Below are 23179 nucleotides of genomic sequence, written 5' to 3'. Positions count from 1 at the left end.
TGATGGGCTTTGGCGGACAATCCATGGTCCGCCGCGGACAAGGCCTGGGTTCACAGGGCGAGGGCGAACCCGGCAGCGGGGCGAATGGTGGCCGGCGGTTCGGACTGGCCCAGTTCTCGCAGTCGCCATTGACCCGGGCTCTGGCCGGTCCAGCGGCGGAACGCGCGATTGAAACTGCTGGGTTCGTTGAAGCCCAGCCGGTAGCAGACTTCGTTGACCGAGCAGTGCGCCTGGCGCAGGTGTTCGAAGGCCAGCTCGCGGCGGGTTTCCTCCAGCAGTTCGGTGAAGCTGGTGGCATGGCGCAGCAGGTGGCGATGCAGGTTTCGCGGGCTCATGCCCAGCTCCTCGGCTACCAGTGTCTGCTGGACCTCGCCACTGGGCAGTTGGCGCACGATCGACTGGCGCACCTGTTCCGGCAGGTCGTGTCCGGACAGGCGCTTGAGGTAGCTGTTCAGGCTGCCGTCGAGGATCTGCGCCAGCTCGCGGTTGCCGCTGCGCAGGGGGACGTCGAGCAGCGTCGGATCGTAGTCCACGGCGTTGTGCGGGGCATCGAACTCCAGGCGTTGACCGAAGCGCATCTCCCAGGCTTCGGGGTCGTCCGGACGCGGGCGGGCCAGATGCACGCAGCGCACTGCGCCCAGCCCCCAGATCGAGGTGGCATGGCGCAGTCCCGAAGCAAGCAGTGCTTCGGTGGCCATCTGTTCGACCTGGGCGCGTGGGATGCGCCGATAGACCAGCCGGCAGACGCCCCTGCTGCGCTCCAGGCTGACTTGGCCGGAGGTGCTGACCACGGGGGAAAAACGCACGACTCGTTCCAGCGCCTCACCCACGGTGGCGCTGCTCTGCAGGGCGAACAGCAGACCATGGAAGTCTGTCGGCAGGCTGTGGGCGGCGACCTTCAGGCCAAAGGCGGGATCGCCGGTGGTGCGCTCCACCGCGCGCCAGAGGGCGCTCATGCGCTCCAGGGGGATACGCAGGTTGGCGTCATTGAGCTGTGCCGGGTCTATGCCGGCGGTGCGCAGCAGTGGTTTGGGATCGTAGCCATGGGCCTGCAAGGCGCGGGCAATGACCTGGGCCCAGGTGGCGATGGTGTCGGCGTGCATGTGCGCTACTCGGCTGGGTAACGACCCAGCGCCTGTCTGTGATGGGCGCCGGTGGTGTTCTGAGCACCATGATGGTGGGTTTTATATAGCTCCTGAAGGAATTGTTTTTGTTATTTAAATAACTTTTCGGATTAATAAATCCTTGCCGATTCGCGTCGCTGATGAGGTGCGGGCTGCAGCCGGGGACCGCCGATGCGATGCATTTCCGGCATGGAAAATATGCCTGGGAAGCAGTTGGCGGGTTGCTCCGTTCACAATGTCCGCGGTTGACGAGTGAAGACGCGTAGCAGCGCGCGTGTGAGTTCGCGGAAGAGGCGGCCGGCGAAACTGAAGTCGAGCACGCCGGTCTCGTCGACATAGTGTTGCCATTGCTCGGTCAGACTGCGCAGGCGCTCTGGCTCCTGCTCGGCCAGATCGTGGATCTCGCCGGGATCGCTCGCCAGGTCATACAGCTGCCAGCGGCCAGGGCCGTCCGGTTTGGGAATGTACAGTGCCTTCCAGCTTCCCTGGCGGACGGCGCGGGCGCGGAACAATTCCCAGCCGGTGGTTTCATCCTGGGCGTGCGGCTCAGCCTGTTCACCCTGCAGGTAAGCCAGCAGCGAGCGGCCTCGGATCGGCAGTACGTCGCGGCCCTGATAGCGAGTGCCTGGATGCTGGACTCCCGCGAGCTCCAGCAGGGTCGGCAGGACATCCATCACGGTGGCGAAGGCATGGCTGATGCTGCCCTGCAGGCGCAGACCTGGCCAGGTAATGAAGGCCGGTACGCGAATCCCTCCCTGGCTGGTGAACAGCTTGAACTGACGTGACGGTGCGGTGGCTGCCTGGGCCCACCGGGGGCCATACCAGACATAGGAGTTGGCGCGGCCGACGTTTTCCAGGCGGTTGTCGTAGTGCCTGCCGATGAAGCGCTGGGCCCGCTTGCCAACGATGGGCAGGGCCTCCAGCGCGGCGCCTTCGGCACCGTTGTCGGAGAGGAACAGGATCAGCGTGTCGTCCAGTTCGCCGCTGGCGCGCAGGTGCTCGACGACCCGGCCGACGTTCCAGTCCAGACGGTCGACCATGGCGGCATAGACTTCCATGGCGCGTGCGGACTGCTGGCGGCCTTGCTCGTCCAGTTCGTGCCAGTTCGGCGTATCGGCAACCACCGGGTGAGCTTCGACATCCTCGGCGATCAGGCCCAGCGCCTTGAGTCGCGCCAGGCGCTGCTCGCGCAGTGCGTCGGGACCGGCGTCGTAGCGGCCCTTGTACTTGGCGATCAGTTCGTCCGGCGCCTGCAATGGGAAGTGCGGGGCGGAGAAGGGCAGGTAGGCGAAGAAGGGCCGGGCGTCGTCTGCCGGGCGTTCCTTCAGGTAGTCCAGCAGCCGGTCGGTGAAGGCATCGGAGGAGTAGAAATCCCTGGGCAATTCCGTGACCGGCTCGAGGCCGTCGCGGTAGGTGCCTTCGACTGCATGCAGCAGGCGCGGCATCTTGTGCGGCGGCACCTCTGGCGACCAGCCGTAGTGATTGTGCGCCGCTCCTTCGAGGATGAAAGAGCGCTCGAATCCACGTGCCGCTGCCGAGGTTTCCGCGGTGCGCCCCAAGTGCCATTTTCCGGAGATCAGGGTGTGGTAGCCAGCATCGCGCAGCAGCTCCGCGAGGCTGACCACGCGCTGGTTGAGATGACCTTCGTAGCCGGGATTGCGGCGGATGGTTTCATCGCTGAATTCGGCCATCGCACCGATGCCGGCGAGGTGGTGATCGGTGCCGGTCAGCAGCATCGCGCGGGTCGGCGAGCAGGCCGAGGCTGCGTGGAAATCGGTGAGCCGCAGCCCGGCGGTGGCCAGGGCATCGAGATTGGGCGTGTCGATCTCGCCGCCGAAGGCTCCGAGGTCGGAGAAACCCAGATCGTCGGCGACGATCAGCAGGAAGTTCGGGCGTTTGCTCATGGCGGTCTCACGATGAGGAGGCGGTGCACGAAGGCGGATGGCTTTATGGAATATTAAATTTAATTTCCATGCATTCCAGCGATAAACGCGTCCATTAAAGGACGCGCTTCAGCTCATGCGCCAGTGCATTCGGCGAATACTTTCCATGCCTTTGGGGCATCCGCTTCGGGCTCGCGAAACGACGGCGAATCGATGTTCCTCCTACGCTGACTCAGTACTTCCAGCCGTAAGACAGGCCAAAGATGTCCTGGCTCATCTTCAGGTTGGCCTCGCCGCCGCCGAATGCCGCGGGGATCGAGCCGTCGCCGTCGACCTGCTTTTCGAAGCCATGGGTGTAGGCCAGGCTGAGTTCGCCAGTGTCGCTGGTGGCCCAGGTCAGGCCGAGGCTCAGGTGGTCCTGGATCACGCCGGGGGCGAGGATGTTGAGGAAGGTCTGGCTGCCGGGTATGGGCTGGTCGGAGTGGCTGTAGCCGCCGCGCAGAGTCAGCTCGGGAGTCAGTGCGTAGCTGGCGGCGAACTTGTAGACGGTGATGTCGCGCCAGCCGAAGCCTGGTCCCTGGTCCGTGCCCAGCGCGTTGCCAGCGAAAACCGACTGCAGGTCGAAGTCATTGGCGACCGAGCGCACATGACCATATTTGATCTCCTGCACGTCGGCGCCCAAGGTCAGTTGCGGCGTGGCTTTGAAGGACAGGCCGACGCCGTAGTTCTCCGGCACGTCGAAGCTGCCGCCGTTGGCGAACAGGCCGGCGTAGCGGTCGAACTTGCGCGCCTGGATCTTGGAAGACCAGGTCAGACCGAGCGTCAGGCCGTCGAGTAGCTCGCCTTGCCAACCCAGGCGGTAGCCGACCCCGGTCGAGGTGTCGTGGCCACGGTCGGTGAGGTTGTCGCTGTCGCTGGAGAAACCAGGGCTGGTGAAGGCACCCAGGCCCTTGGCGGCGAAGCGCTGGTAGACCAGGTTGAGGCCGATGCCGAAGGATTGCCGTTCGGTGAATTTGTAGGCCAGCGAGGGGGTGACGAATACCTGGGCGAAGTCCACGCCCGCGCTGCCGGTGCTGCCGAAAGCGGCGTAGGGGTTCTTCCGGTAATCGGTGTTCATCCCGCCATTGCCGTAGACGGCGAGACCGATCCCGAGCTGGTCGGAGAGCTGTTTGCTGACGCCGAATTCGGGGAGCAGGAAAACGTTCTTCGCATTGCCGTTGTAGTGCCCGTTGGCGCCAGCGCCGTTGCCGCGGATCTCGGCCTCGCGGTCCGGGGCGAAGAGGGTGGCGCCGAGGTCCAGGCGATCACCGATCCAGACGGTGCCCGCCGGGTTGTTGGCCGCCGCCAGGGCGTCCTGGGGTTGCGCAATGCTTACCCCGGCCTGGCCCTGGGCCTTGATGCCGTAGCCGTGGACGAAGTAGCCGTTGGTGGCGAGCGCCTGGCTGCAGCTACCGGCAGCGAGCAGTGCGCCGAAGACGTGTTTTCCCCATTTCATGCTGGTGACTCCCCCTTGTCGTTGGCCAAGTGGCCGATCTGAGGGTTGTCAATTTAATATAATGCATAATGTTTAATTATAATATTAAAGAAAATACTTAGGCGTTCTGGTTCTATAGGGGGGTGGCGCCCTGGGCGTGCCGCCGGCAGCTCAGCTGGCGTGTCAGCGCGGACAGTAGAGCAGGTAGAGAGTACCGAGCAGGTGGAGGATCTGCGGGTCCTTGACCGAGTAGAAGATGCGCTTGCCTTCGCGCCTTGTGCTGACCAGTCCTTCGCTGCGCAATACCCCCAGTTGCTGGGAGAGATTGGGCTGCTGGATGCCCAGAAGTTCTTCCAGTTCGCCCACCGAGCGTTCGCCCTGGCTCAGTTGGCAGAGCAGCAGCAGGCGATCCGGGTGGCCCAATGAGCGCAGCACGTTGGCGGCCTCGGCAGCCGCGAGGCGCATCTGCTGGATATCCATGAAAGTCCCGTGGCGATGAAGAAGCCCGAGTATAGGGAATTGCCTCGCGCAGGCGAAATCGCGAGGTCCTCTGATCCTCTCGACTAGCCAGGCTGGTCCTTAACATTATATAAAATAGTATATTGTTTGAGTGGCGTACTGCTTCGAGGACCTGCCCGTGAGCATTGACTGGAACACCTTTACACCCTGGCCGGCGCTGGGCGGCGGCATGCTCATCGGCCTGGCGGCCGGGGCCTTGATCCTGGGCGCCGGGCAGGTCGCCGGCATCAGCGGCATCCTCGGCAACCTGCTACGACGCCAGGGCCAGGACAACGGCTGGCGCTGGTGCTTCGTGCTCGGCCTGGTGCTGGCGCCGCTGCTGGTGCGCGCTGCCGGGCATCTGCCCGAAGTACGCATCGACGCCGGCTGGCCGCTGTTGCTGGTGGGCGGCCTGCTGGTCGGCATCGGTACGCGCATGGCCAGCGGTTGCACCAGCGGCCACGGTATCTGTGGCCTGGCGCGTTTCTCGCCGCGCTCCCTGGCGGCGACCCTGACCTTCATGGCGACCGGCATGCTGACGCTGTTCCTGATCCGCCACCTGTGGGGAGGGGTATGACGTGGGGAAGAACCTGATCGCCCTCGTCTGTGGGCTGGCCTTCGGCCTTGGCTTGCTGTTGTCGGGCATGAGCGATCCGGCCAAGGTCCTGGGCTTTCTCGATGTCACCGGCCTCTGGTCACCGACCTTGGCACTGGTGATGATCGGCGCGCTGTCGACAGCGACGCCGGCCTACCTGCTGGCGCGTCGACGCAACCGCTCGCTGCTGGACACAGTGCTGCAGTTGCCGACCACCAGCGGCCTCGATCGTCGCTTGCTGGCCGGCTCTGCACTGTTCGGCATCGGCTGGGGCATGGTGGGCATCTGCCCGGGGCCGGCACTGGTCCTGCTGGGCAGCGGCTCGCAGCAGGGCATGCTGTTCCTGTTGGCCATGCTGGGGGGCATGTGGCTGTTCCAGCGCTGGTCGCTACGCGGCCAGGTGCGGTAGTCGCCAGAAGGCGCTCGTGCTGGTAGCTGCTTCAGCCGATTGAGCGAGACAACAGCCCCGCCACCTGCACGGCAGTCGCCTTGGCCGATTGCGGGTTCTGCCCGGTGACCAGGCGCTCGTCCACGACCACCTTGGAGACGAAGGGCAGTAGTGCTTTCTCATAGCGTGCCCCGCGCCGCAGCATTTCTTCTTCCGCGTTGTACGGCATCTTGCGAGAGACGCCAGCGAGGACTTCTTCCGTCCAGGAGAAACCGGTGACCCGGCGTCCTGCCACGAGCCGCTTGCCGTCGCTCAACCGCGTATTGAGCAAGCCGCAGTAGCCGTGGCAGACCGAAGCGACGATGCCGCCTCGCTCGTAGATATCGCGGCTGATGCGCTGCAACGGCTCGCTGTCGGGGAAGTCCCACATCACCGCGTGGCCGCCGGTGAAGTAGATTGCCGCGTAGTCGGCCGGGTCGATCTGCTCCGGCCGCGCGGTGCTTTCCAGCAATGCCATGCATGGCGGATCGGCCAGCCAGGCCTTGGTCGTGGCGTCCGCATTCGGCCATTTCAGTGAGCGCGGCTCCAGCGGTGAGACGCCGCCCTTCGGGCTGACGATGTGCTGCTCGAAGCCATGCTCGGCGAAGACCTGCCAGGCATGGGTGAGCTCCGACAGCCAGAGCCCGGTGGGGTCGGCCGGGTCGGCATAGTGGGCGACGTTACTGACGACATGGAGGATGCGCTTGCTCATGGGGACTCAGCCTTTCGGGTCGCGGTGGTGATGTTCAGTGCAGGCCTTCCAGAAGCGTAGGAAGGTGCAGCGCGATCTGCGCGTCCTTGACCACATCCAGGCGCAGGAGGCGAGATGCGCCCAGGCCGTCCAGCAACTGACTCAACGGTCCGCCGTTGCGGCTGAGGCGGACATTGAGGGGCAGGAGCTTCTGTGCGTAGGCCAGGGTATTGCTCTGCACGCGCGTCTGGTGCCAGCGGCCGTCGACCTGATGAACCATGGTGGTGGTGCCCAGGCGCGATTGCGGAATGGCGATCTCCAGCGCCGGCAGGGGCGCCTGCAGGATGAGATCGGCTTTGCCGTTGGGCCCCTGGATGCTTGCCGTCACCTCGCTGCCAATCTTCACCTCGATGTCGGTGCGCCATTTGGGCAACTGGTATCCATGTACGCCGCGAACCCGCGCAATCTCGGTGGAGACCGGCAGGGCCAGCACATGGGCGACGAAGTTGCGACGGCGCATGGAGTCGAGCAGCTCCAGGGCATGGCTGCCCTTGGCGCCTGGGCGGCGAATGACGATGGCGACCGAGACTTCATCGTAAGGGTCGTTGTCACACACCGAGTAGGAGAAGAAGGTCAGAGCCACCAGCCCCAGGCCGGGCAGGGCGCGTAGCGGTTCCAGGGGCGCCGGCAGCGTAGCGCGTAGACGGTCGATGGGTGCCAGGAACAGCAGTTGGATGCTGCAGGTGCGGTAGTAGAAGTTCGGTGCCCAGGTCGGCCCGACGCGCGAGGTGACCATCTGCTTGGGAATGCGCCGGAAGTAGTCGATGTTACCGACGGCAGGGTCCTTCGCCACCTCGTCGAGGTCCGGGTTCATCCGGTAGCGGTCGTAGTAACCGCCGTCGATGACTTCAACGCTGTGCGAGCCGAACTCGACTTCCTTGAACCGTGCCTTCATCTGCTTGACCTTCTGGTTGACCCGGGTGGGGCCGCCCGGCGTTTCGAGCCAGGCGGCGGATGGGTTCACCCTAAGTTTAAAGTTAACTTTAATGTCAAGCCGCTTCTGGCGCTCTGTGCCGGGCGGGCTGTGCCGATGACGCGAGGGGGAAGGTGCGGCCCGGCCATGACGCCGGGCAGGCCAGCGTCAGAACTTCGCGCGCAAGGTGAGGTTGAAGTTGCGCGGCTCGCCTTGGAAGTTCCAGTAGTTGGTGTTGCCGACGGTCTGGTAGTACTTCTTGTTGAACACGTTGTCGAGGTTGTACTGGAGCTCGAAGTGGCGATCCAGTTCGTGAATCACGTGCAGGCTGGTGAGGTGGTAGGCGTCCTGCTCGATCTTGTAGTCCTCGCCGTACTCGCTCTGCACCATCTTGCTTTGCGCGTAGAAGCTGCCGCCCACGCGGGTCTTCGACCAGTCGCCAGGCAGGCGGTAATCGGTGGCGAGCTTGAACAGGTGGCGCGGTGCGGACTGGGTGTAGTCGTCGCCTTTCTGCTCGCCGCCGACGTACTTGGACTGGGTATAGGTGTAGCCCACCGACAGGTTCCAGTCCGGCGTCAGGGCGCCGTTGAAGTCGAGGTCAACGCCCCGGTTGCGCACTTTCTCCGAAGCGCGGTAGCAACCGGCCGGGCACAGCTCCTCATCATCCACGTACTCCGCGCGGCCACTCTGGTCTGTCTGGAACAGCGCCAGGGAGGCATTCAGGGTCTTGTCGAGGAATTCGCCCTTCAGGCCCAGCTCGTAGTTGCTGCCGGTCATGGGGTCGAGGATCGAGCCGTTGCGGTCGAGGTTGTTCTGTGGCTTGAAGATTTCGGTGTAGCTGGCGTAGGCGGAGAGGTTGTTGTTGAGGTCCTGGACGATGCCTGCATAAGGCGTGACCTCGCCGTTTTCCGAGTACTCGCTTTCGATGCGACGGGTGACGTTGGTCAGGGTTTCGGTCTTGAACCAGCTGATGCGGCTGCCGAGGATCAGGCTGGTACTGTCGGTCAGGCTGAAGCGGCTGGCGGCGTAGACGCCTTCCTGCTCCTGGGTGATGTTGTACTTCCATTTGTTCACGTCCAGGCCGGTGGGCCTGGGCGGGTTGAAGCTGCTGGCGTAGTCGTTGATGTCGAAGACGTAGCTGTAGCCGACGTCGTTGCCACCGTGGTAGTCGAAATCATCCTTGCGCGCGTTCAGGCCGACGACCAGTTCGTGCTGACGGCCCAGCAGTTGGAACGGCCCCTGGGCGTATCCGTCGAGGCTGGTCTGGGTATCGTCGTAGCGGAACAGCCGGGGTTGCAGACGGAAGCTGCTCTGGGTGCCCGGCACCAGCATGGTGAAGTTGCCGAGGAAGTCGGACTTGGCCCAGGTCTGGTTGAGCGCACCGACGATCTTCCAGTCGTTGTCGAAGCGGTGTTCCAGGTTGGCGAAGACGGTGGTGTTGCGCTTGTCCAGATGGTTCCAGTCACCGGTCAGCGAGGTCTTGCGCGACAGTGGGAGGAACTTGCCATCGGCCTGGGTGGGCAGTGCTGACCAGTCGTAGCCGCTGTTGCGCTCCTTCTGGAAGCTGTAGCCCAGAGTGCCCAGTGTGCTTTCACCCAGGTCCGCTTCCAGGATGCCGTAGAACAGCTGGTTTTCCTTCTGCTGGGTGTCCAGGTAGCTGTTGGCGTTGTTGTAGCTGATGACCGTGCGGCCGCGCAGCGTATGCTGGTCGTTCAGCGCGGAAGAGGCGTCCACCACGGTCTTGTAGTTGTCCCAGGAGCCGGCGGAAGTGGTCACCTGCAACTGCGGCTCGACGGTGGGACGCTTGCGCACCAGGTTGATGGCGGCTGCCGGGTTGCCCGCACCCTCCATCAGGCCGGTGGCGCCGCGTACGACCTCGATGCGGTCGTAGATCTCGGTGACCGGCTTGGACAGCGCATCCATGGAGTAGGAGTTGCTGATGTTGGTGGGCACGCCGTCGATTTGCAGGTTGTCTACCAGCTGCCCTCGCGCGACGTACTCGGAGCGTTCTGCACCATTGCGGATGATGGTGATGCCGGTGGTGTTGTGCAGCACATCGTCCAGGTTCTGCATGTTCTGGTCGTCCATGCGCTGGCGGGTGATGACGCTCACCGACTGCGGGGTTTCGCGCAGGGACAGGTTCAGCTTCGTCGCCGTACTGGAGCTGCCGGTGGTGTAGGAGCCGGTGCCTTCGGTGGTGGCGCCCAGTTGTTGCCCGGTGACGCTGGTGGCGTCCATTTCCAGCACGTCGTCGCTGCCGCGTGGCGCGAGCAGGTAGTCGCCCGAATCACTGCGCATCACTTTCAGCCCGCTGCCGGCGAGCAGTTGCGCGAACCCTTGTTCCAGCGAGTAGCGGCCGCTGAGGCCCTGGCTGCGCTTGCCGCTGGTGAGGCCTGCGTCGAACGACAGCACCACGCCCGACTCGCTGGCGAAGCGACTGAGCACGGCGCCCAGCGGGCCGGGCTCGATGGAGTACTGGCGCGTGGCGGATTCCGCGCGGGCCTGGCCAGTGGTGCTGAGCAGCGGTTGGAGAATCCCGACCTGCAAGGCCAGGCTGGCGCCCAGGATGGCGACGGCCAAGGGTTTGCGGGAGTGGGGCACGCTGCGGAAAAGAGGGAGGGTGGCGCGGAACATGAAGACTCCTTCGGATGCCTTGAGGCTGTTTTGCAGAAGGAGTCGTGCGAGCGGCTGCAAATCGACAATTGGCAATGAGAATATTTTTCGAAAAGGTTCCGCGACGCGTCAGCCGCGCGGCAGTACACGGACCCAGAAGCGTGTGCGCGTCTCGATCCGTACGGGGAGTGCCTGGCTGATCGCAGCCAGGGCGCGGTCGGTGTCGTCCAGCGGGAAAGCGCCAGATACTCGCAGTCCAGCGATTTCCGGCGCGCACTGGATGAAGCCCGGTCGGTAGCGCTGCAGTTCGCCCAGCGCGTGCTCCAGGCTCCAGTCGTCGATCACCAGACGGCCATTGCGCCACTCGGCCTGGTCCTGGGTGGTCGGGCGCGGTTGCGGCAAAGGGCCGGTGCCGAAGTCGAGGCGATGGCCGGCCTGCACGATGACTTCAGTAGCCAACGGGGCGTTGCGTACGGCGACGGCGTGCTCGAAGACGTCCAGCTGCGTGTGCCCGTCGTACTGGCGCGCGCTGAAGCGCGTACCGAGCGCTCGCATCTCGCCCTGGGCGCTGCGCACCCTGAGGGGGCGCGAGTCCTTGGCGGTCTGCACCCAGATTTCCCCAGCGCGCAGGATGATCAGGCGCTGGCCTGCGTCGTAGCGGATATCCACGGCGCTGGCGGTGTTCAGGGCGATCTGCGTGCCATCCTCCAGCGTCAGGTTGCGGCGCTCGCCGGTGCGCGTACGCAGGTCGGCCATCCACACCGGCATCTGCCGGTAACCTGACCAGGCGATCCCGGCGCTGCCGATGCCCAGCAGCAGCCCCTTGAGCACGGTGCGTCGGTCCAGTCGCGGCTCGCCGGCTGCCAGCGTATGCCGCGCCAATGGCCCGGAGAGCCCCTGGAGCTCCGCCTGGAAGTTCTGCAGGCGCTGCCAGGCCCACTGGTGCAGGGCGTCCTGCTGGTGCCAGGCCTGCCACTGCCCCAGGGTTTTCGTGCAGCCCGGAGCGGCACCCAGGCGCGCGTGCCAGTGCGCGGCGTCACGCAGGGCCAGACGCTGCTTTGCGGCGTTCATGCTTCGGCATCCAGGGCGAAGAGCAGGCATTGCTCGGTGGCCTTGGCCATGTACTTGGTCACCGAGCTGACCGAGACACCGAGACGCTGGGCGATCTCCGCGTAGCCCAGCCCGTCGAGCTGGGCGAGGAGGAAGGCCTGGCGCACCTTGTGGCCCAGGCCGTCGAGCATGGCGTCGAGCTGCAACAGGGTTTCCAGCACCAGCAATTGCTGTTCAGGCGAGCAGGCCAGCAGCTCCGGCTCGTGGGCCAGCGCTTCCAGATACGCCTGTTCCAGGCTGCGTCGGCGCAGGTGGTCGATCATCACCCGCTTGGCCACGGTGGCGAGGAAGTGCCGGGGCTCGCGCAGCGGATGCGCGACGGTGCCGGTGAGCAGGCGCAGGAAGGTGTCGTGGGTGATGTCAGCTGCTTTGTCGCGGTCGGCCAGGCGCTTGCGCAGCCAACCGGTGAGCCAGCTGCTGTGGGCACGGTAGAGATTGTCCATCTGCTGGTGCAGCGGCGAAGGCGGCAGAACTCCGGACACCACGAACTCCCTTTCGAGTGCGGATAAGAATTAATCGCAATTGTAAGGGGCGAGGGCTGGATTGGGAATAGGCCGTTGGCTAGGCCTCTGATCCAGATGCGCCGGGCTCGGCCCGGCGCATTGGTTGCCGATCAGAACTCGTAGCGAGTGCTGAGCATGACGTTGCGCGGGTCGCCCCATGAACCGCTGTAGAAGTTCTCGTCCAGCGAGCTGATGTACTTCTTGTCGAACAGGTTGTTCACCGTCGCGGTGGCAGACCATTGGCGAGTGATGTCATACCGGCCCATCAGATTGACGGTGGCGTAGTCGTCCTGTTTGACCTTTGCCGGCCCCGGCAGACGCCAGGAATCCACGGTCATGTGGATACCGCTCTGCCAGTTGACCCCGCCGCCAAGGGTCAGGCGATCCAGTTCGCCTGGCAGGCGGTAGGTGGTGAAGACCTTCACCAGATCCGTGGGGATGGTGGTCTTCACGCGGTCATGGTCGGCGTCCTTGACCACGCTGTGGCTGTAGCTGGCGGCCAGGTTCCAGCCCGGCAGCAGCTCGCCGCTGGCTTCCAGGTCGATGCCCTTGGTGGTGGTCTTCGAAGCGCGGTAGGCGGTGATCAGGTCGTTCCCGTCCACGGTGCCGTCGGCGATCGCGTCGTTGTCCAGCTTGACCTCGAACAGGGCGGCCGAGGTGTTCAGGCGGCCGTTGTAGAACTCGCTCTTCAGGCCGATCTCGTAGTTGTCGCCCTGGCGCGGATCGAGCAACTTGCCGGAGCGGTCGCGGTAGGGCTGCGGCTTGAAGATGCTGGTGTAGCTGGCGTAGAGAGAGTGGTTTTCGCTGAGGTCGTAGACGACGCCGGCGTACGGCGTGACCTCGCCGTGCACGCGCACCTGGTCGTCGGTGCCGTAAGGCATCAGGCTGGCGACGTGGTAGATCAGTTCCGCGTCGTAGCGGTAGTCGGAGACCCGCGAGCCGAGGATCACCGAAAGGTCGTCGGTGGGCTTGAGCCGCGTTGCCAGGTACACGCCACTCTGCCACTGGTCGATGTTGTCGTCCTCGCGGTTGAAGTTGTAGCTGGCGGTCGGCGCGTAGTTGTCCCAGGTGTAGATATTCACCGGCTTGCCACTGACGCCGTTGTTGCTGGTGCCATTGGCCAGCAGGTTGCCGAAGCCGTTGCGGCGGTTTTCGTAGTCCTGCAGGTTGAAGCCGAAGACCAGTTCATGCTCGCGACCAAACAGCTGGAAAGGCCCGCTGGCCATCACATCCAGGCCTTTCTGCTCCTGGGTATTGTCGCCCTTGGTGGCGGTGTAGCTCAGGCCGTTGCCGGTCTGCGCATTCACGAACCCGGTGGTGGTGCCGACGATGATCGAGTCATAGTCGCGGGTGCCGTACAGGTAGTTGGCCGCGACCTTGAGCTTCCAGTCGTAGGCCAGCTTGTGCTCCAGCGAAGCGAAGGCGTTGATCGATTCCTGCCGGTTGGTGCTGTCCCGGCTGGCGGGGTTGTCGTGACGCGATGTCTTGAACTGGCGGCCCTGGCTGTCCACCACTGGCAGGCCGGTGGTGGAGAAGCCGCGCGGATCGCTGCGCAGGTAGTCGACACCGACGGTGAGCAGGGTGTCCTCGTTCAGGTCGGCTTCCAGCACGCCGTAGCCGATGGTCTTTTCCTGCTGCAGGTAGTCGGTGAAGCTGTTGCCCTGCTGGTAGGCCGCCACGGCCCGGCCGCGCAACGAGGCGCTGTCGTTCAGCGGACCGGAGACGTCCACCTCGCCGCGATACAGGTCCCAGGAGCCGATGCCGGCATCGATGTGGCCACGAAAGGTGTCGGTGGGTTTCTTGCGCACCAGGTTGACCGTGCCCGAAGGGTCGCCGCTGCCCGAGAGCAGGCCGGTCGCTCCACGCAACACTTCCACCCGGTCGTAGATGGCCATGTCCGACAGCGCCTGCGGCAGCGCCTGGGTGAAGGCGAAGGAGGTGGTCGGCATGCCGTCGTACTGGTAGTTGTCCACTGCCAGGCCGCGGGAGAACACGTAGAGGCGGTCGCTACCGGGGCTCTGCACGTTGATGCCCGGCGTCTGCTGCAGCACCTCGCCCAGGCTTCGCAGGTTCTGATCGTCCATGCGCTGGCGGGTCATCACGCTGATGGTCTGAGGGGTTTCGCGCAGGGACAGGTTGAGCCCGGTGGCGCTGTTCGAGCTGCCGGTGGTGTAGGAGTCGGTTCCCTCGGTAGTGGCGCCCAGCCCCTGGCCAACCACGGTGAGGTCGCCCAGCTCCAGCGCGCCTTCGGTGGGTGGCAGCGGGGCAAGGAGGAAGCCATCCTCGCTCGACTGCGCCATCAGCCCAGTACCCCGCAACACCTGCGCGAACCCTTCGCCCACGCTGAATTCTCCACGGACACCCTGACTGCTCAATCCGGCCACCTGCCGCGTCTGGAACGAGATGGGAACGCCACTGAGCTGGGCATACCGACTGAGCACCGTGCCTAGCGGGCCGGCGGGGATGTCGTAGCGCTGCACCTGTTGCTGGGCGACGGCCATGCCCGGAAGGGCGACGGGCAGTGCGACAGCCGCCAGCCGGACCGCGAAAGCCAGGCTGCGGTGAGGGGGAAGGAAGCGGGACAAGCTCATGTTTTCGATTCTCGTGAAGGTGTTGGCCCAAGGAGGACGACCGAGAATCGAAAACGCGAAGTGGAAATGAAAATTATTCTTGTACCCCGTCTTCCCGGAGCGACACGCGAGTCACCCAGGGGGTGAACTGGCTGACCTGGATCGGCAGCGTCCGCTGGAGCAGGCGCAGGGCGCGCGGGCTGTCGTCCAGCGGCAGCATCACGGTGACGCGCAGGGATGCCAGGGCTGCCCGGTCGAACAGCAGCAGGCCGCGTTGCTGGCGCGAGAGTCGCTCCAGAACATCCGACAGTGGCTGGTCCTGGGCGAGCAACTGCCGATCACGCCAGGCGCCATCCAGGGCGTGGGCGTCCACCGGCTCGACCTGGCCGGGGCCGTCTTCCGCCAGGCGTACCCGTTGGCCGGCATCGAGCTGCAGGCTCTTGCCGGAGCTTTCGATCAGTGTCGAGGATTCCAGCATGGTCACGACGGTGCCGTGTTCCTGGCGCTCCACGCTGAACCGCGTGCCGAGGGCGCGCACGCTGCCCTGCGGGGTGATGACGTAGAAGGGGCGCTTGTCCTTGGCAACCTCCACCAATACCTCGCCGTGAAGCAGGCGGATGCGCCGCTGGTTGGCGTCGATCTGCAGGTCGATGGCGGAGTCGCTGTCCAGGTGCACCTGGCTGCCGTCCGCCAGCACCTGGTCCAGTCGCTGACCGCTGGCAGTGTTCAGGTCGGCCAGCCAGTAGCCCTGCTGCCAGTAACGACCAGCGAGCATCGCAGTGCCCAGCAGGCAGGCGGCGAACGCGAGCGTCTGGACCGCGCGCACCGCGGGCTTGCCGCGCGGACGGCGCAAGGCCTTGCCCGCCGCGCGGCTGGCAAGGCCCTGCAAGGGTTCCAGATGGCCCTGCAGGCGGGCGACAGCGGCGGCATGTTCGGGGGACTCGCCCAGCCAGGCCTGGAAGTCGCGGTGGGCATTTTCGTCAGGTTTGCCGTCAAGGCGGACCAGCCACTCGGCTGCCTGGCGCAGCGTGGTGTCTGACGCTTTCATACGGCCCCCGTCATCGCAGTATCGCAGGCCAGCAGGGCGTCGATCAGGTCTTTCTGCACCGTCTTCACCGAGACGCCGTGGAGGCGGGCAATCTCGTCCTGGGCCAGGCCGTCGAGGTGCCGCAGGATGAAGGTTTCGCGCACCCGCGGTTTCATGCGCGCGAGTGCCCGGTCGATGCTTTCCAGGACCTGGATGGCCTGGAGAATCTGCTCGGGGGAGGGCGCCTGCTCCATGTGTTCGGCGCAGCGCTCGAGCTCTTCGCGGTAGGCCTGCTCCAGGCGTTGGCGGCGACCGTTATCGATCAGCAGCCGGCGCGCCACGGTGGCGAGAAAGGCGCGGGGTTCGCGCGGGGCGACGTAGCTGCCGGCGGTGAGCACGCGAATGAAGGTGTCCTGGGCGACATCCGCCGCGTGGTGCGGGCAGTTCAGGCGGCGTCGCAGCCAGCCCAGCAACCAGTGGTGATGGCCCTGGTAGAGAGTGCCGATGCTGTCCTGTGGCGCGCGCCGTGTCGAGTCCATGACGGGAAATCATTAAATGAGAACTATTCTAGTTTACGAGATTCCTTTCCTCGTCACAATGCAGACCGCCGACAGCAAGCGTCGGCGGCCTTTACGTAGGTTCCGGGGCAAGGCGCTCAGAAGTCGTAGCGCACGTTCATCATCAGGTTGCGCGGCGCACCGTAATGGGCGTAGCTGCCGGAGAACCCCGCGTAGTACTTCTCGTCCAGTACGTTGTTGAGGTTCAGCGTGGTGGAGAGCTGGTCGGTGAGACGGTAGCGCGCCATCAGGTTGACCACGGTGTAGTCGTCCTGACCCACACGGCTGTTGTAGCGGCTGAAGTACAGCGAGTTGCTGGAGTTCCAGCTGGCGCCGCCGCCCACCGTCAGGCGGTTCCATTGGCCGGGCAGGTCGTAGGTGCTCCACAGGCGGAAGGTGTCCAGCGGTAGCTGGGTGGTCAGCCGCTCGCCGTCGGCATCTTCGGTACGCGAGTGGCTGAAGCTGGTCTGCAACTGCCAGCCGGGCGCCAGTTCGCCGGCCAGTTCCAGGTCGATACCCTTGGTCTTGGCACCGCTCACTGCCTTGTAGGCGTCTTCGTCGGTGCCGGGCACGGTGTAGCCGGCGTCCAGTTCGGCCACGTTGTCGCGCTTGATCAGGTAGGCGGCGACGTTGGCGTTGAGCTGGCCGTCGTAGAACGCGCCTTTCCAGCCGACCTCGTAGTTCTTGCCGACCACCGGGTCGAGCACCTTGCCGCTGCGATCCTGGCTGGACTGTGGCTTGAAGATGTCGGTGTAGCTGACGTAGACGGACTGGTCCGGCGTCAGGTCGTAGACCAGGCCGGCATAGGGCGTGACCACCCCGCGCTCGGTCATGCCGTAGTCCAGCACGTATCCCGAGGCGATGCTTTTCGAGTAGTAGTGATAGTGGTAGTTGCTGCCACGGGCACCGAGGATCAGGTGCAGGTCGTCCATGAGGTTGAAACGCGCGGCGCCGAAGTAGCCGCTCTGCTGGGTGTCCACGTCGTAGTCCAGCGAGGGGGCGAAGCCGTCCTTGTCGGGCTTGGGCAGCTCGTTGTTCCAGGTATTGAAGTCCACCTTCGCCGTCGGCCCGGTCCAGGCGTAATGGTGGTTCACGTAGTCGAGGTAGTTGGCGCCGAAGATCAGCTCGTGGGTCTGGCCGAACAGCTCGAACGGACCCTGCACAGTGGCGTCGACAGCCTTCTGCCGCTGGTTGGCTTCAGAGTACGCCTGGTTGATGTTGGCGATGCCCTCGGGGGGGATGTAGGACATACCGGTGGAGCTCTGGTAGGAGCCGGTGCGGGTGTCGCGGTCGACCTCCATGTAGGTCGCGGCGACCTTCAGCTGCCAGTCGTTGGCCAGCTGCTGTTCGAGCCCGAAGGTGTAGTTGTTGGTGTCGAAGCGGTCCTCGTTCCAGCGCGCGCCGGAACTGGTCGAGCGCGAGAAATCGGTCTGCTCGCCGTTGGTGTAGAGCATCGGCACACCCTGCGCGCCGGTGGGGCGATAGCGCTGGTGGTCGATGCTCAGGCGCGCCACCGTGGTGTCGGTGAGGTCGGCCTCGATGACGCCGTAGACGATGTCACGGTCCTGTTTGTACCAGTCCATGAAGGTGTCGTTGACCTGCTTCGCGGCGACCATGCGCCCGCGCAGGTTGCCGGTGTCGGTCAGCGGGCCGGAGACGTCGGTCTCCAGTCGCTTGTAGTCCCAGGAGCCGACGCCGCCCTGCACGTAGGCATGGAAGTCACGGGTCGGGCGTTTGCGGATCACGTTGACCACGCCACTGGGGTCGCCGGCGCCAGTCATCAGGCCGGTGGCGCCGCGCACCACCTCCACGCGGTCGTAGATCGCCATGTCCATCAGGGTGCTGGGCATGGTGCGGGTCTGGTTCTCCTGGTAGGTGGTCACGCCGTCGTACTGGTAGGTGTTGATGGCGCTGCCGCGGGAGTAGATGTTGAAGCGCTCGCCGCCGTCCTGGGACATGGTCACGCCGGGCGTCTGGTTGAGCACCTCGGAGATGCTCTGCAGGTTCTGGTCGTCCATGCGCTGGCGGGTGACGACGCTGATCGACTGTGGCGTCTCGCGGATCGACAGGTTCATCTTGGTGGCGGTGCTGGTCGAGCCGGTGGTGTACGAGCCGGTGCCCTCGGTGGTGGCTCCCAGCTGCCCGGTGATGGTGGTCTCGTCCATCTCCAGCGCGCCCTCGTCGCGCACCAGCACGTAGCCGCCGTTGTCCTCGCGCTGGGCGCGCAGGCCGCTGCCGGCGAGCAGCTTCGCCAGAGCGGCGTCGATGCTGTAGCTGCCCTGCAATCCGGCGCTATGCCGGCCGCGCGTCTGCTCGGCGCTGAAAGACAGGGTGATGTGCGCGTCGGTGGCGAACTGGCTCAGGACCTGGCCGAGCTCGCCCGGCTGGACCTGAAAGGCCGTCACCTGGCTGTTCTCCAGCGATTGCGCCAGCGCCAGGTTCGGCAGTGCGCCCAGGGCCGAAGTGCCACCCAGTGCAAGGCTCAGCAGCGCCAGGTGGATGGCGCGGGACAGGGGCCGGGCGGCGCTCGGAGGGGAGTACGACATTCGATTTTCCTTTCGTTGGCGGGTACGCAGTGGCAGCGCTCATGGCTGCTTCCTGTGTTGGCCGAACGAGAATGAAAATCGGCAACCCTTCCTGAAGATTTTTTCCGGCGCCGGTCAGGCCGCCTCGACGGTGACCCAGTAGCGGGTGCGATAAGTCACGTGGACGGGCAGCGACTTGCCCAGGTTCTGCAGGATCGCGTCGATCTGGTCGAGGCGGTAGGCGCCGGACAAACGCAGGCCCGCCACCTCGTCCGAGCAACGCAGCAGGCCATGGCGGTAACGGTCCAGCTCGGCGATGAACTCGCCCAGCGGCCAGTCCACCACGGTGAGGATGCCCTTGGCCCAGGCTCCCTCGCCCTCGCGCAGTGGTGTCGGCGGCGAGACCCAGGCTTCGTCGAAGCGCGCCTGCTGGCCGGCCTCCAGCCGCCGTGGTCGATCCGCTGCTTCCAGGGCGCGTAGCTCCACAGCGTGCTCCAGCACACTCACGCGGGTGTCTTTCGAGTGGCAACGTACGCTGAAGCGGGTGCCCAGCGCGCGCACCGTGCCCTGCGCGGTCTGTACGATGAAGGGGCGGCCGGCAGGGTCCTTGCCGGTTTCCACGAGGATTTCGCCTTCACGCAGTTTTATCTGGCGCAGGCGCTCGTCGTAGGCCACGTCCAGCGCGGTGCTGGTGTTGAGGTCGACGCGTGTGCCGTCCGCCAGTTGCAGCTGGCGTCGTTCGCCCACTCCGGTACGCTCGCCGGCCAGCAGCGCCTGGTAGGGGCGCGAACCGGTCGCCAACCAGCCCGCACCCCCCGCGCAAATCAGCAATGCGACTGTCTTGAGCACCGCGCGCCGACGTGCGCGCACTCCGGCGAGGGTGTTCAGCGAAACGTCCCGAGGCAGTGCCGCCCATTGCCCCTGCAGGCGCTCGACGCGCTCCCAGGCCAGGCGGTGCGCGGGGTCCGCTTCCAGCCACTGGCGCCACGCCTGGCGTTCGCTGTCGCGCGGCGGGTGGGCGCTGAACTGTACGTACCAGGTGGCGGCGGCTTCGAGCACCTTGAGGTCTGGTGTCATGAAGTCAGTCCTCGCACAGCAGCAGGCAGCGGGTCATGGCGCGGATCATGTGGTTCTTCACCGTGGTCACCGACACGCCCAGACGTTCGCCGGCGGCCTTGTAGGTGAGCCCTTCGAGCTGCACCGCGAGGAATATCTGGCGAGTTCGCTCGCCCAAGCCGTCGAGCATGTTGTCGATGGCGGTCAGGGTCTCCAGGATCGACAGACGCAGCTCCGGCGAAATATCCAGCGGCTCCGGCCGCGCCGCCAGGCTCTCCAGGTAGGCCTGTTCGATGGCGCGGCGGCGGAAGCCGTCGATCATCAGCGCGCGGGCGATGGAGCTGAGGTAGCTGCGCGGCTCACGAATGGCCTCGGTATTGCGCGAGGTGAGCACGCGCAGGAAGGTGTCCTGCGCCAGGTCCGCCGCATCCTGGGCGTTGCCCAGGCGCACTCGCAGCCATTGCCTGAGCCAGCCATTGTGTTCGACGTAAAGCCGTTGAAGGGAAGAGGGCGGAGCGGACGACATGATCGGGGAAGGGTTCAAATGACAATGAATCGCATTCTCTATTCGTGCGCCGCGTTGCACAAGGGGTTTGTGCCGAGACGCTGCCGTTACTGACTCTCAGCGAGCGCTGACGAGCTCCAGGCATTGCCGTGCACGGCGCTGGTCCGGTGAGTCGAAACCCTCGGTGAAGCGCAGGTAGACCGGCTCCAGCAGTTGCCGCGCGGCTTCCGGCTGGCCCTGCGCATTCCACAGCTCCGCCAGGCAGGTGGCCGAGCGTAGCTCCCAGGCCTGCGCGCCTTGCTCCTGGGCCAGCGTCAGGGCGCGGGTGAGCAGGGTTTCCCCGCCCAGGAGGGATTCGCGATCGCCGCGCGCCAGCAGGGCAACGGCTTCGTTGCGCAGGATTTCCGGAGCGCACCAACCCGCCGCGCCGGTCCGTGCGCGCATCAGCTGCGCCTGGTCGGAGGGCAGGGGGCGACCGCCGAGGGTCTGCACGATGTCGCGCACCAGGCCGACGGCGGGTGTCGCGGCGCCAACCGTTTCGTCGAGTTGCATGGCCCAGGCGTAGTGTCGCGCCCAGTCGGTGAACAACGGCACGCGGTGGCGCTCGGCGACTTCGATCATCTGCCGCACGCGGCGGCGGGCCTTGTCGAACTCGCCGTTGTAGAAGGCGATGACGCAGCCGGCTACCGCGAGGCTGTAAGCGATGGAAGCGCTGTGGTCGATCTCGCGGGCCAGTTCGATGGCCTGTGTCGCCATGCGCTCCGCTTGCTCGGGCCGGCCCCGCAGCCACAGCGTGCGCGCCTGGGTGGCGAGGGAGGCGACCTGCTGGTCGTATTGCACGCCCAGGCAAGGGGCGAAGCGGTTGGCCCGGCGCTGTTGCTCCAGACGATTCAGCACTTCTTCGCCGACGGCCTGGGCGCGTACCTGATTGCCCGAGTAATGCAGCGCCAGCACCTTCAGGCGCAGGGCGCTGGTGGCGAGCATCTCGCCCTGGCCGTTGCTCAGTCGGTCGAAGTGGCGGCTCTGCTCGGCCGCCTGCTGGTACTGGCCAGCCCACAGCAGCACGGCCAGGCCGCCGGACAGCGCGGTGAGTTCACCGTCGAGATCGCCAAGCTGCTGCGCCAGGAAGCGGGCGTTCTGGAAGGCCTCGTCCGCCTGACGATTGCGTACATCGTGGTAGGTGGTGTTGCCCAGCGCCAGCTCCAGGCGCATGGCCAGTTGCAGTGACGAAGCGGATTCGGCGCTGAGCAGACCGAGCGCCGCACTGACATAGGGGCCGTATTCATGCAGCAGCGACAGCTCCTGCCACAGCGGCGCCGAGCAGGCTGCGAGATGGATCGCCTGGGTGTGTCGGATTTCTGCGCGCAGGCCCCAGTCGAGAGCGGCGCGGATTTCCGCGAGCCACGGTGAGTGCCGCTTCAGCCACCCCAGCGAGGCGGATCTTTCCCATTCGTTCTGCGCAGCCTGCATTGTGCTCAGGCAGAGCTGCAGATGGCGCTCGCGGGCTTCGTGCAGTTCACCGGCGGCCTGGAGTTTCTCCAGCGCGTGCAGGCGGGTCGGTTCGAGCAGCCGGTAAGTGACCTCGTCGCTGCGGATCTCGGTGGTCAGCAGCGACTTGGCGGTCAGCTGGTTCACCAGCACGAAGGCCGCGCCCAGGTCCACTGGCTGGCCGAGGACGGCGGCGATGGAGTCCAACGTGAAGCCGCCGCGGAACACGCTCAGGCGACGCAGGCAGGATTGCTCCGCCGAGCGCAGCAGCGCATAGCTCCAGTCGAGCATCGCGCGCAGGTGTTCGTGGCGGTTGGGCGATTCCTCCGATTGCAGCGGAAGGTCCAGGTAGCCGTCCTGCAGCAGCGCGTCGAGGCTGCCGTCGGCCAGGCCCAGGTGGCCGGCGGCCAGTTCCAGCGCCAGCGGAATGCCTTCCAGGCGCCGGCAGATTTCGCCAATCCGCGGCAGGTCCTCGGTGCGGAGTTCGAAGTCCTCGTGGCTCTCACGGGTTCGCTCGATGAGTAGCGCGACGGCGGGGTAGGTGAGGGCGTCCTCGACGCTGCCGACCTGCACCGGCGGGCAATCGAGCGGCCGCAACGGCAGGATGTATTCGCTGATGGCGCGCAGGCTTTCGCGGCTGGTGGCGAGGATATGAATCCGCGGCGCGTGGCGCAGCAGGCATTCCACCAGGTGCGCGGCGGCCTCGATCAGGTGCTCGCAGTTGTCGATGAGCAGCAGCATCTGCCGGTCGGCGACCTGGCGGCAGAGCTGTTCCAGCGATTCGCCTGCCAGCCCCGGTAGGCCCAGCGCACAGGCGAGCGTGCTGTTCAGCGGTCGCGCGTCCTGCAGTTGGGTGAGATCGAGCATACGGATGCCGTGGGGATACTGGCCGATGAAGTGTTCGGCGGCGTGCAGGGCGAGGCTGGTCTTGCCGATGCCGCCGCAGCCCACCAGGCTGACGCAGCGACGACGCGGCAGCTCGGCGACCAGGCGTGCAAGCTCCGCTTCGCGGCCCAGCAGGCGGTTGCGCCGGGGCGGCAGGTTGTGGTCCGCCGACTGGCCGTCATCGGGAGCGGGCGTCGCCTGTGCCGAGGCCGTCAGTGGCTCGACGAAGCTGTACCCGCGCAGTGCGATCGTGACGATGAAGCGCCGACCATTCTGGCCGTCCCCCAGCGCCTTGCGCAGGGCGGTCATGTGAACCCGCAGGTTGCCTTCGTCGATGTCCTGGCCGGGCCAGGCTCGGGCCAGTAGTTCGCGCTTGCTGACCACCTGGCCGGCGCGCTCCAGCAGCGCCAGCAGGATGTCCAGCGCGCGTTGTCCCAGGCGCAGCGGGCGGCCGGCTTCGAGGATCACACGGGAGGCGGGGTAGATCTGGTAGGGGCCGAAATGAAGCACGGTTTCGACCGTGGCCACGGGCTCGGGAATCATCGTCTGGTCGTCGCTTTCACACGCTGGGGGCAGGTTTCACGCCGGTCCAGGCATCAGCCCTGGTGGCACAGGTCCATCGACTCTGCGGTCGATTGGCCGTTCTTCTGTCATGGCGGTCAGGGTAAACGACGG

18 protein-coding genes are annotated in these 23179 nt (G+C 65.6%); 2 read left to right on the top strand and 16 right to left on the bottom strand.

Annotated features, from left to right (window positions below):
• Positions 1-50: 50 nt before the first annotated feature.
• The 4 genes from ACKI1H_RS22860 to ACKI1H_RS22845 all read right to left on the bottom strand — a co-directional run bounded on the left by ACKI1H_RS22860 (position 51) and on the right by ACKI1H_RS22845 (position 4961).
• Positions 51-1103: an AraC family transcriptional regulator gene (locus tag ACKI1H_RS22860; protein ID WP_138525244.1), complete on the bottom strand. Its 1053-nt coding sequence runs from the start codon at positions 1101-1103 to the stop codon at positions 51-53.
• A 251-nt stretch (positions 1104-1354) separates the two neighbouring features.
• The gene (locus ACKI1H_RS22855; protein ID WP_440466442.1) at positions 1355-3028 is read right to left on the bottom strand and encodes an arylsulfatase; all 1674 of its coding nucleotides are present in this window, start codon (positions 3026-3028) and stop codon (positions 1355-1357) included.
• A 211-nt stretch (positions 3029-3239) separates the two neighbouring features.
• Positions 3240-4502 carry an OmpP1/FadL family transporter gene (locus ACKI1H_RS22850; RefSeq protein WP_440466441.1) on the bottom strand — a complete coding sequence of 421 codons (1263 nt, stop codon included), beginning with the start codon at positions 4500-4502 and terminating at the stop codon, positions 3240-3242.
• A gap of 162 nt (positions 4503-4664) precedes the next feature.
• A complete protein-coding gene (locus ACKI1H_RS22845) occupies positions 4665-4961 on the bottom strand; it encodes an ArsR/SmtB family transcription factor (protein ID WP_138525241.1) in 297 nt (98 codons plus the stop codon).
• A gap of 157 nt (positions 4962-5118) precedes the next feature.
• On the opposite strand from ACKI1H_RS22845, the gene ACKI1H_RS22840 reads away from it, so the two are divergent.
• Both ACKI1H_RS22840 and ACKI1H_RS22835 read left to right on the top strand, forming a co-directional pair.
• Complete coding sequence (locus ACKI1H_RS22840; RefSeq protein WP_440466440.1) at positions 5119-5556, top strand: YeeE/YedE family protein; 438 nt, start codon at positions 5119-5121, stop codon at positions 5554-5556.
• A gap of 1 nt (position 5557) precedes the next feature.
• Positions 5558-5983 carry a DUF6691 family protein gene (locus ACKI1H_RS22835; RefSeq protein ID WP_440466439.1) on the top strand — a complete coding sequence of 142 codons (426 nt, stop codon included), beginning with the start codon at positions 5558-5560 and terminating at the stop codon, positions 5981-5983.
• A gap of 31 nt (positions 5984-6014) precedes the next feature.
• Here the strand turns inward: ACKI1H_RS22835 and ACKI1H_RS22830 are convergent, their stop codons facing one another.
• The 12 genes from ACKI1H_RS22830 to ACKI1H_RS22775 all read right to left on the bottom strand — a co-directional run bounded on the left by ACKI1H_RS22830 (position 6015) and on the right by ACKI1H_RS22775 (position 23047).
• Complete coding sequence (locus ACKI1H_RS22830; RefSeq protein ID WP_440466438.1) at positions 6015-6713, bottom strand: type 1 glutamine amidotransferase domain-containing protein; 699 nt, start codon at positions 6711-6713, stop codon at positions 6015-6017.
• Positions 6714-6747: 34 nt separating this feature from the next.
• Positions 6748-7716 carry an acetoacetate decarboxylase gene (locus ACKI1H_RS22825; RefSeq protein WP_440466437.1) on the bottom strand — a complete coding sequence of 323 codons (969 nt, stop codon included), beginning with the start codon at positions 7714-7716 and terminating at the stop codon, positions 6748-6750.
• 117 nt (positions 7717-7833) lie between these two features.
• Positions 7834-10299: a TonB-dependent siderophore receptor gene (locus ACKI1H_RS22820; protein WP_440466436.1), complete on the bottom strand. Its 2466-nt coding sequence runs from the start codon at positions 10297-10299 to the stop codon at positions 7834-7836.
• A 108-nt stretch (positions 10300-10407) separates the two neighbouring features.
• Positions 10408-11349, bottom strand: coding sequence for a FecR domain-containing protein (locus ACKI1H_RS22815; protein ID WP_440466435.1), 942 nt, complete (start codon positions 11347-11349; stop codon positions 10408-10410).
• Entirely contained in the window at positions 11346-11831 is a 486-nt protein-coding gene (locus ACKI1H_RS22810) for a sigma-70 family RNA polymerase sigma factor (protein WP_138525320.1), read from the bottom strand. The genes ACKI1H_RS22815 and ACKI1H_RS22810 overlap by 4 nt, the downstream gene beginning before the upstream one ends.
• A 170-nt stretch (positions 11832-12001) precedes the next feature.
• Positions 12002-14482, bottom strand: coding sequence for a TonB-dependent siderophore receptor (locus ACKI1H_RS22805; protein ID WP_440466434.1), 2481 nt, complete (start codon positions 14480-14482; stop codon positions 12002-12004).
• A gap of 73 nt (positions 14483-14555) precedes the next feature.
• Positions 14556-15509 carry a FecR family protein gene (locus ACKI1H_RS22800; protein WP_440466433.1) on the bottom strand — a complete coding sequence of 318 codons (954 nt, stop codon included), beginning with the start codon at positions 15507-15509 and terminating at the stop codon, positions 14556-14558.
• Positions 15506-16027: a sigma-70 family RNA polymerase sigma factor gene (locus ACKI1H_RS22795; RefSeq protein WP_440466432.1), complete on the bottom strand. Its 522-nt coding sequence runs from the start codon at positions 16025-16027 to the stop codon at positions 15506-15508. Before ACKI1H_RS22795 ends, ACKI1H_RS22800 begins: the two co-directional genes overlap by 4 nt.
• Positions 16028-16143: 116 nt before the next feature.
• The gene (locus ACKI1H_RS22790; RefSeq protein WP_440466431.1) at positions 16144-18591 is read right to left on the bottom strand and encodes a TonB-dependent siderophore receptor; all 2448 of its coding nucleotides are present in this window, start codon (positions 18589-18591) and stop codon (positions 16144-16146) included.
• A gap of 114 nt (positions 18592-18705) precedes the next feature.
• Complete coding sequence (locus ACKI1H_RS22785) at positions 18706-19647, bottom strand: FecR domain-containing protein (RefSeq protein WP_440466430.1); 942 nt, start codon at positions 19645-19647, stop codon at positions 18706-18708.
• A gap of 4 nt (positions 19648-19651) precedes the next feature.
• Positions 19652-20152 carry a sigma-70 family RNA polymerase sigma factor gene (locus tag ACKI1H_RS22780; protein WP_138525229.1) on the bottom strand — a complete coding sequence of 167 codons (501 nt, stop codon included), beginning with the start codon at positions 20150-20152 and terminating at the stop codon, positions 19652-19654.
• 96 nt (positions 20153-20248) lie between these two features.
• Positions 20249-23047 (bottom strand): ATP-binding protein, encoded by a 2799-nt coding sequence (locus tag ACKI1H_RS22775; RefSeq protein ID WP_440466429.1) that lies wholly within the window; start codon positions 23045-23047, stop codon positions 20249-20251.
• Positions 23048-23179: the final 132 nt, after the last annotated feature.

The organism is Pseudomonas sp. YH-1, assembly GCF_051990045.1.
In the GTDB taxonomy this organism is placed as follows: Bacteria; Pseudomonadota; Gammaproteobacteria; order Pseudomonadales; family Pseudomonadaceae; genus Pseudomonas; species Pseudomonas nicosulfuronedens.
The sequence above is the reverse complement of the archived record's forward strand: the minus strand, read 5'-3'. Positions and strand labels throughout refer to the sequence as shown.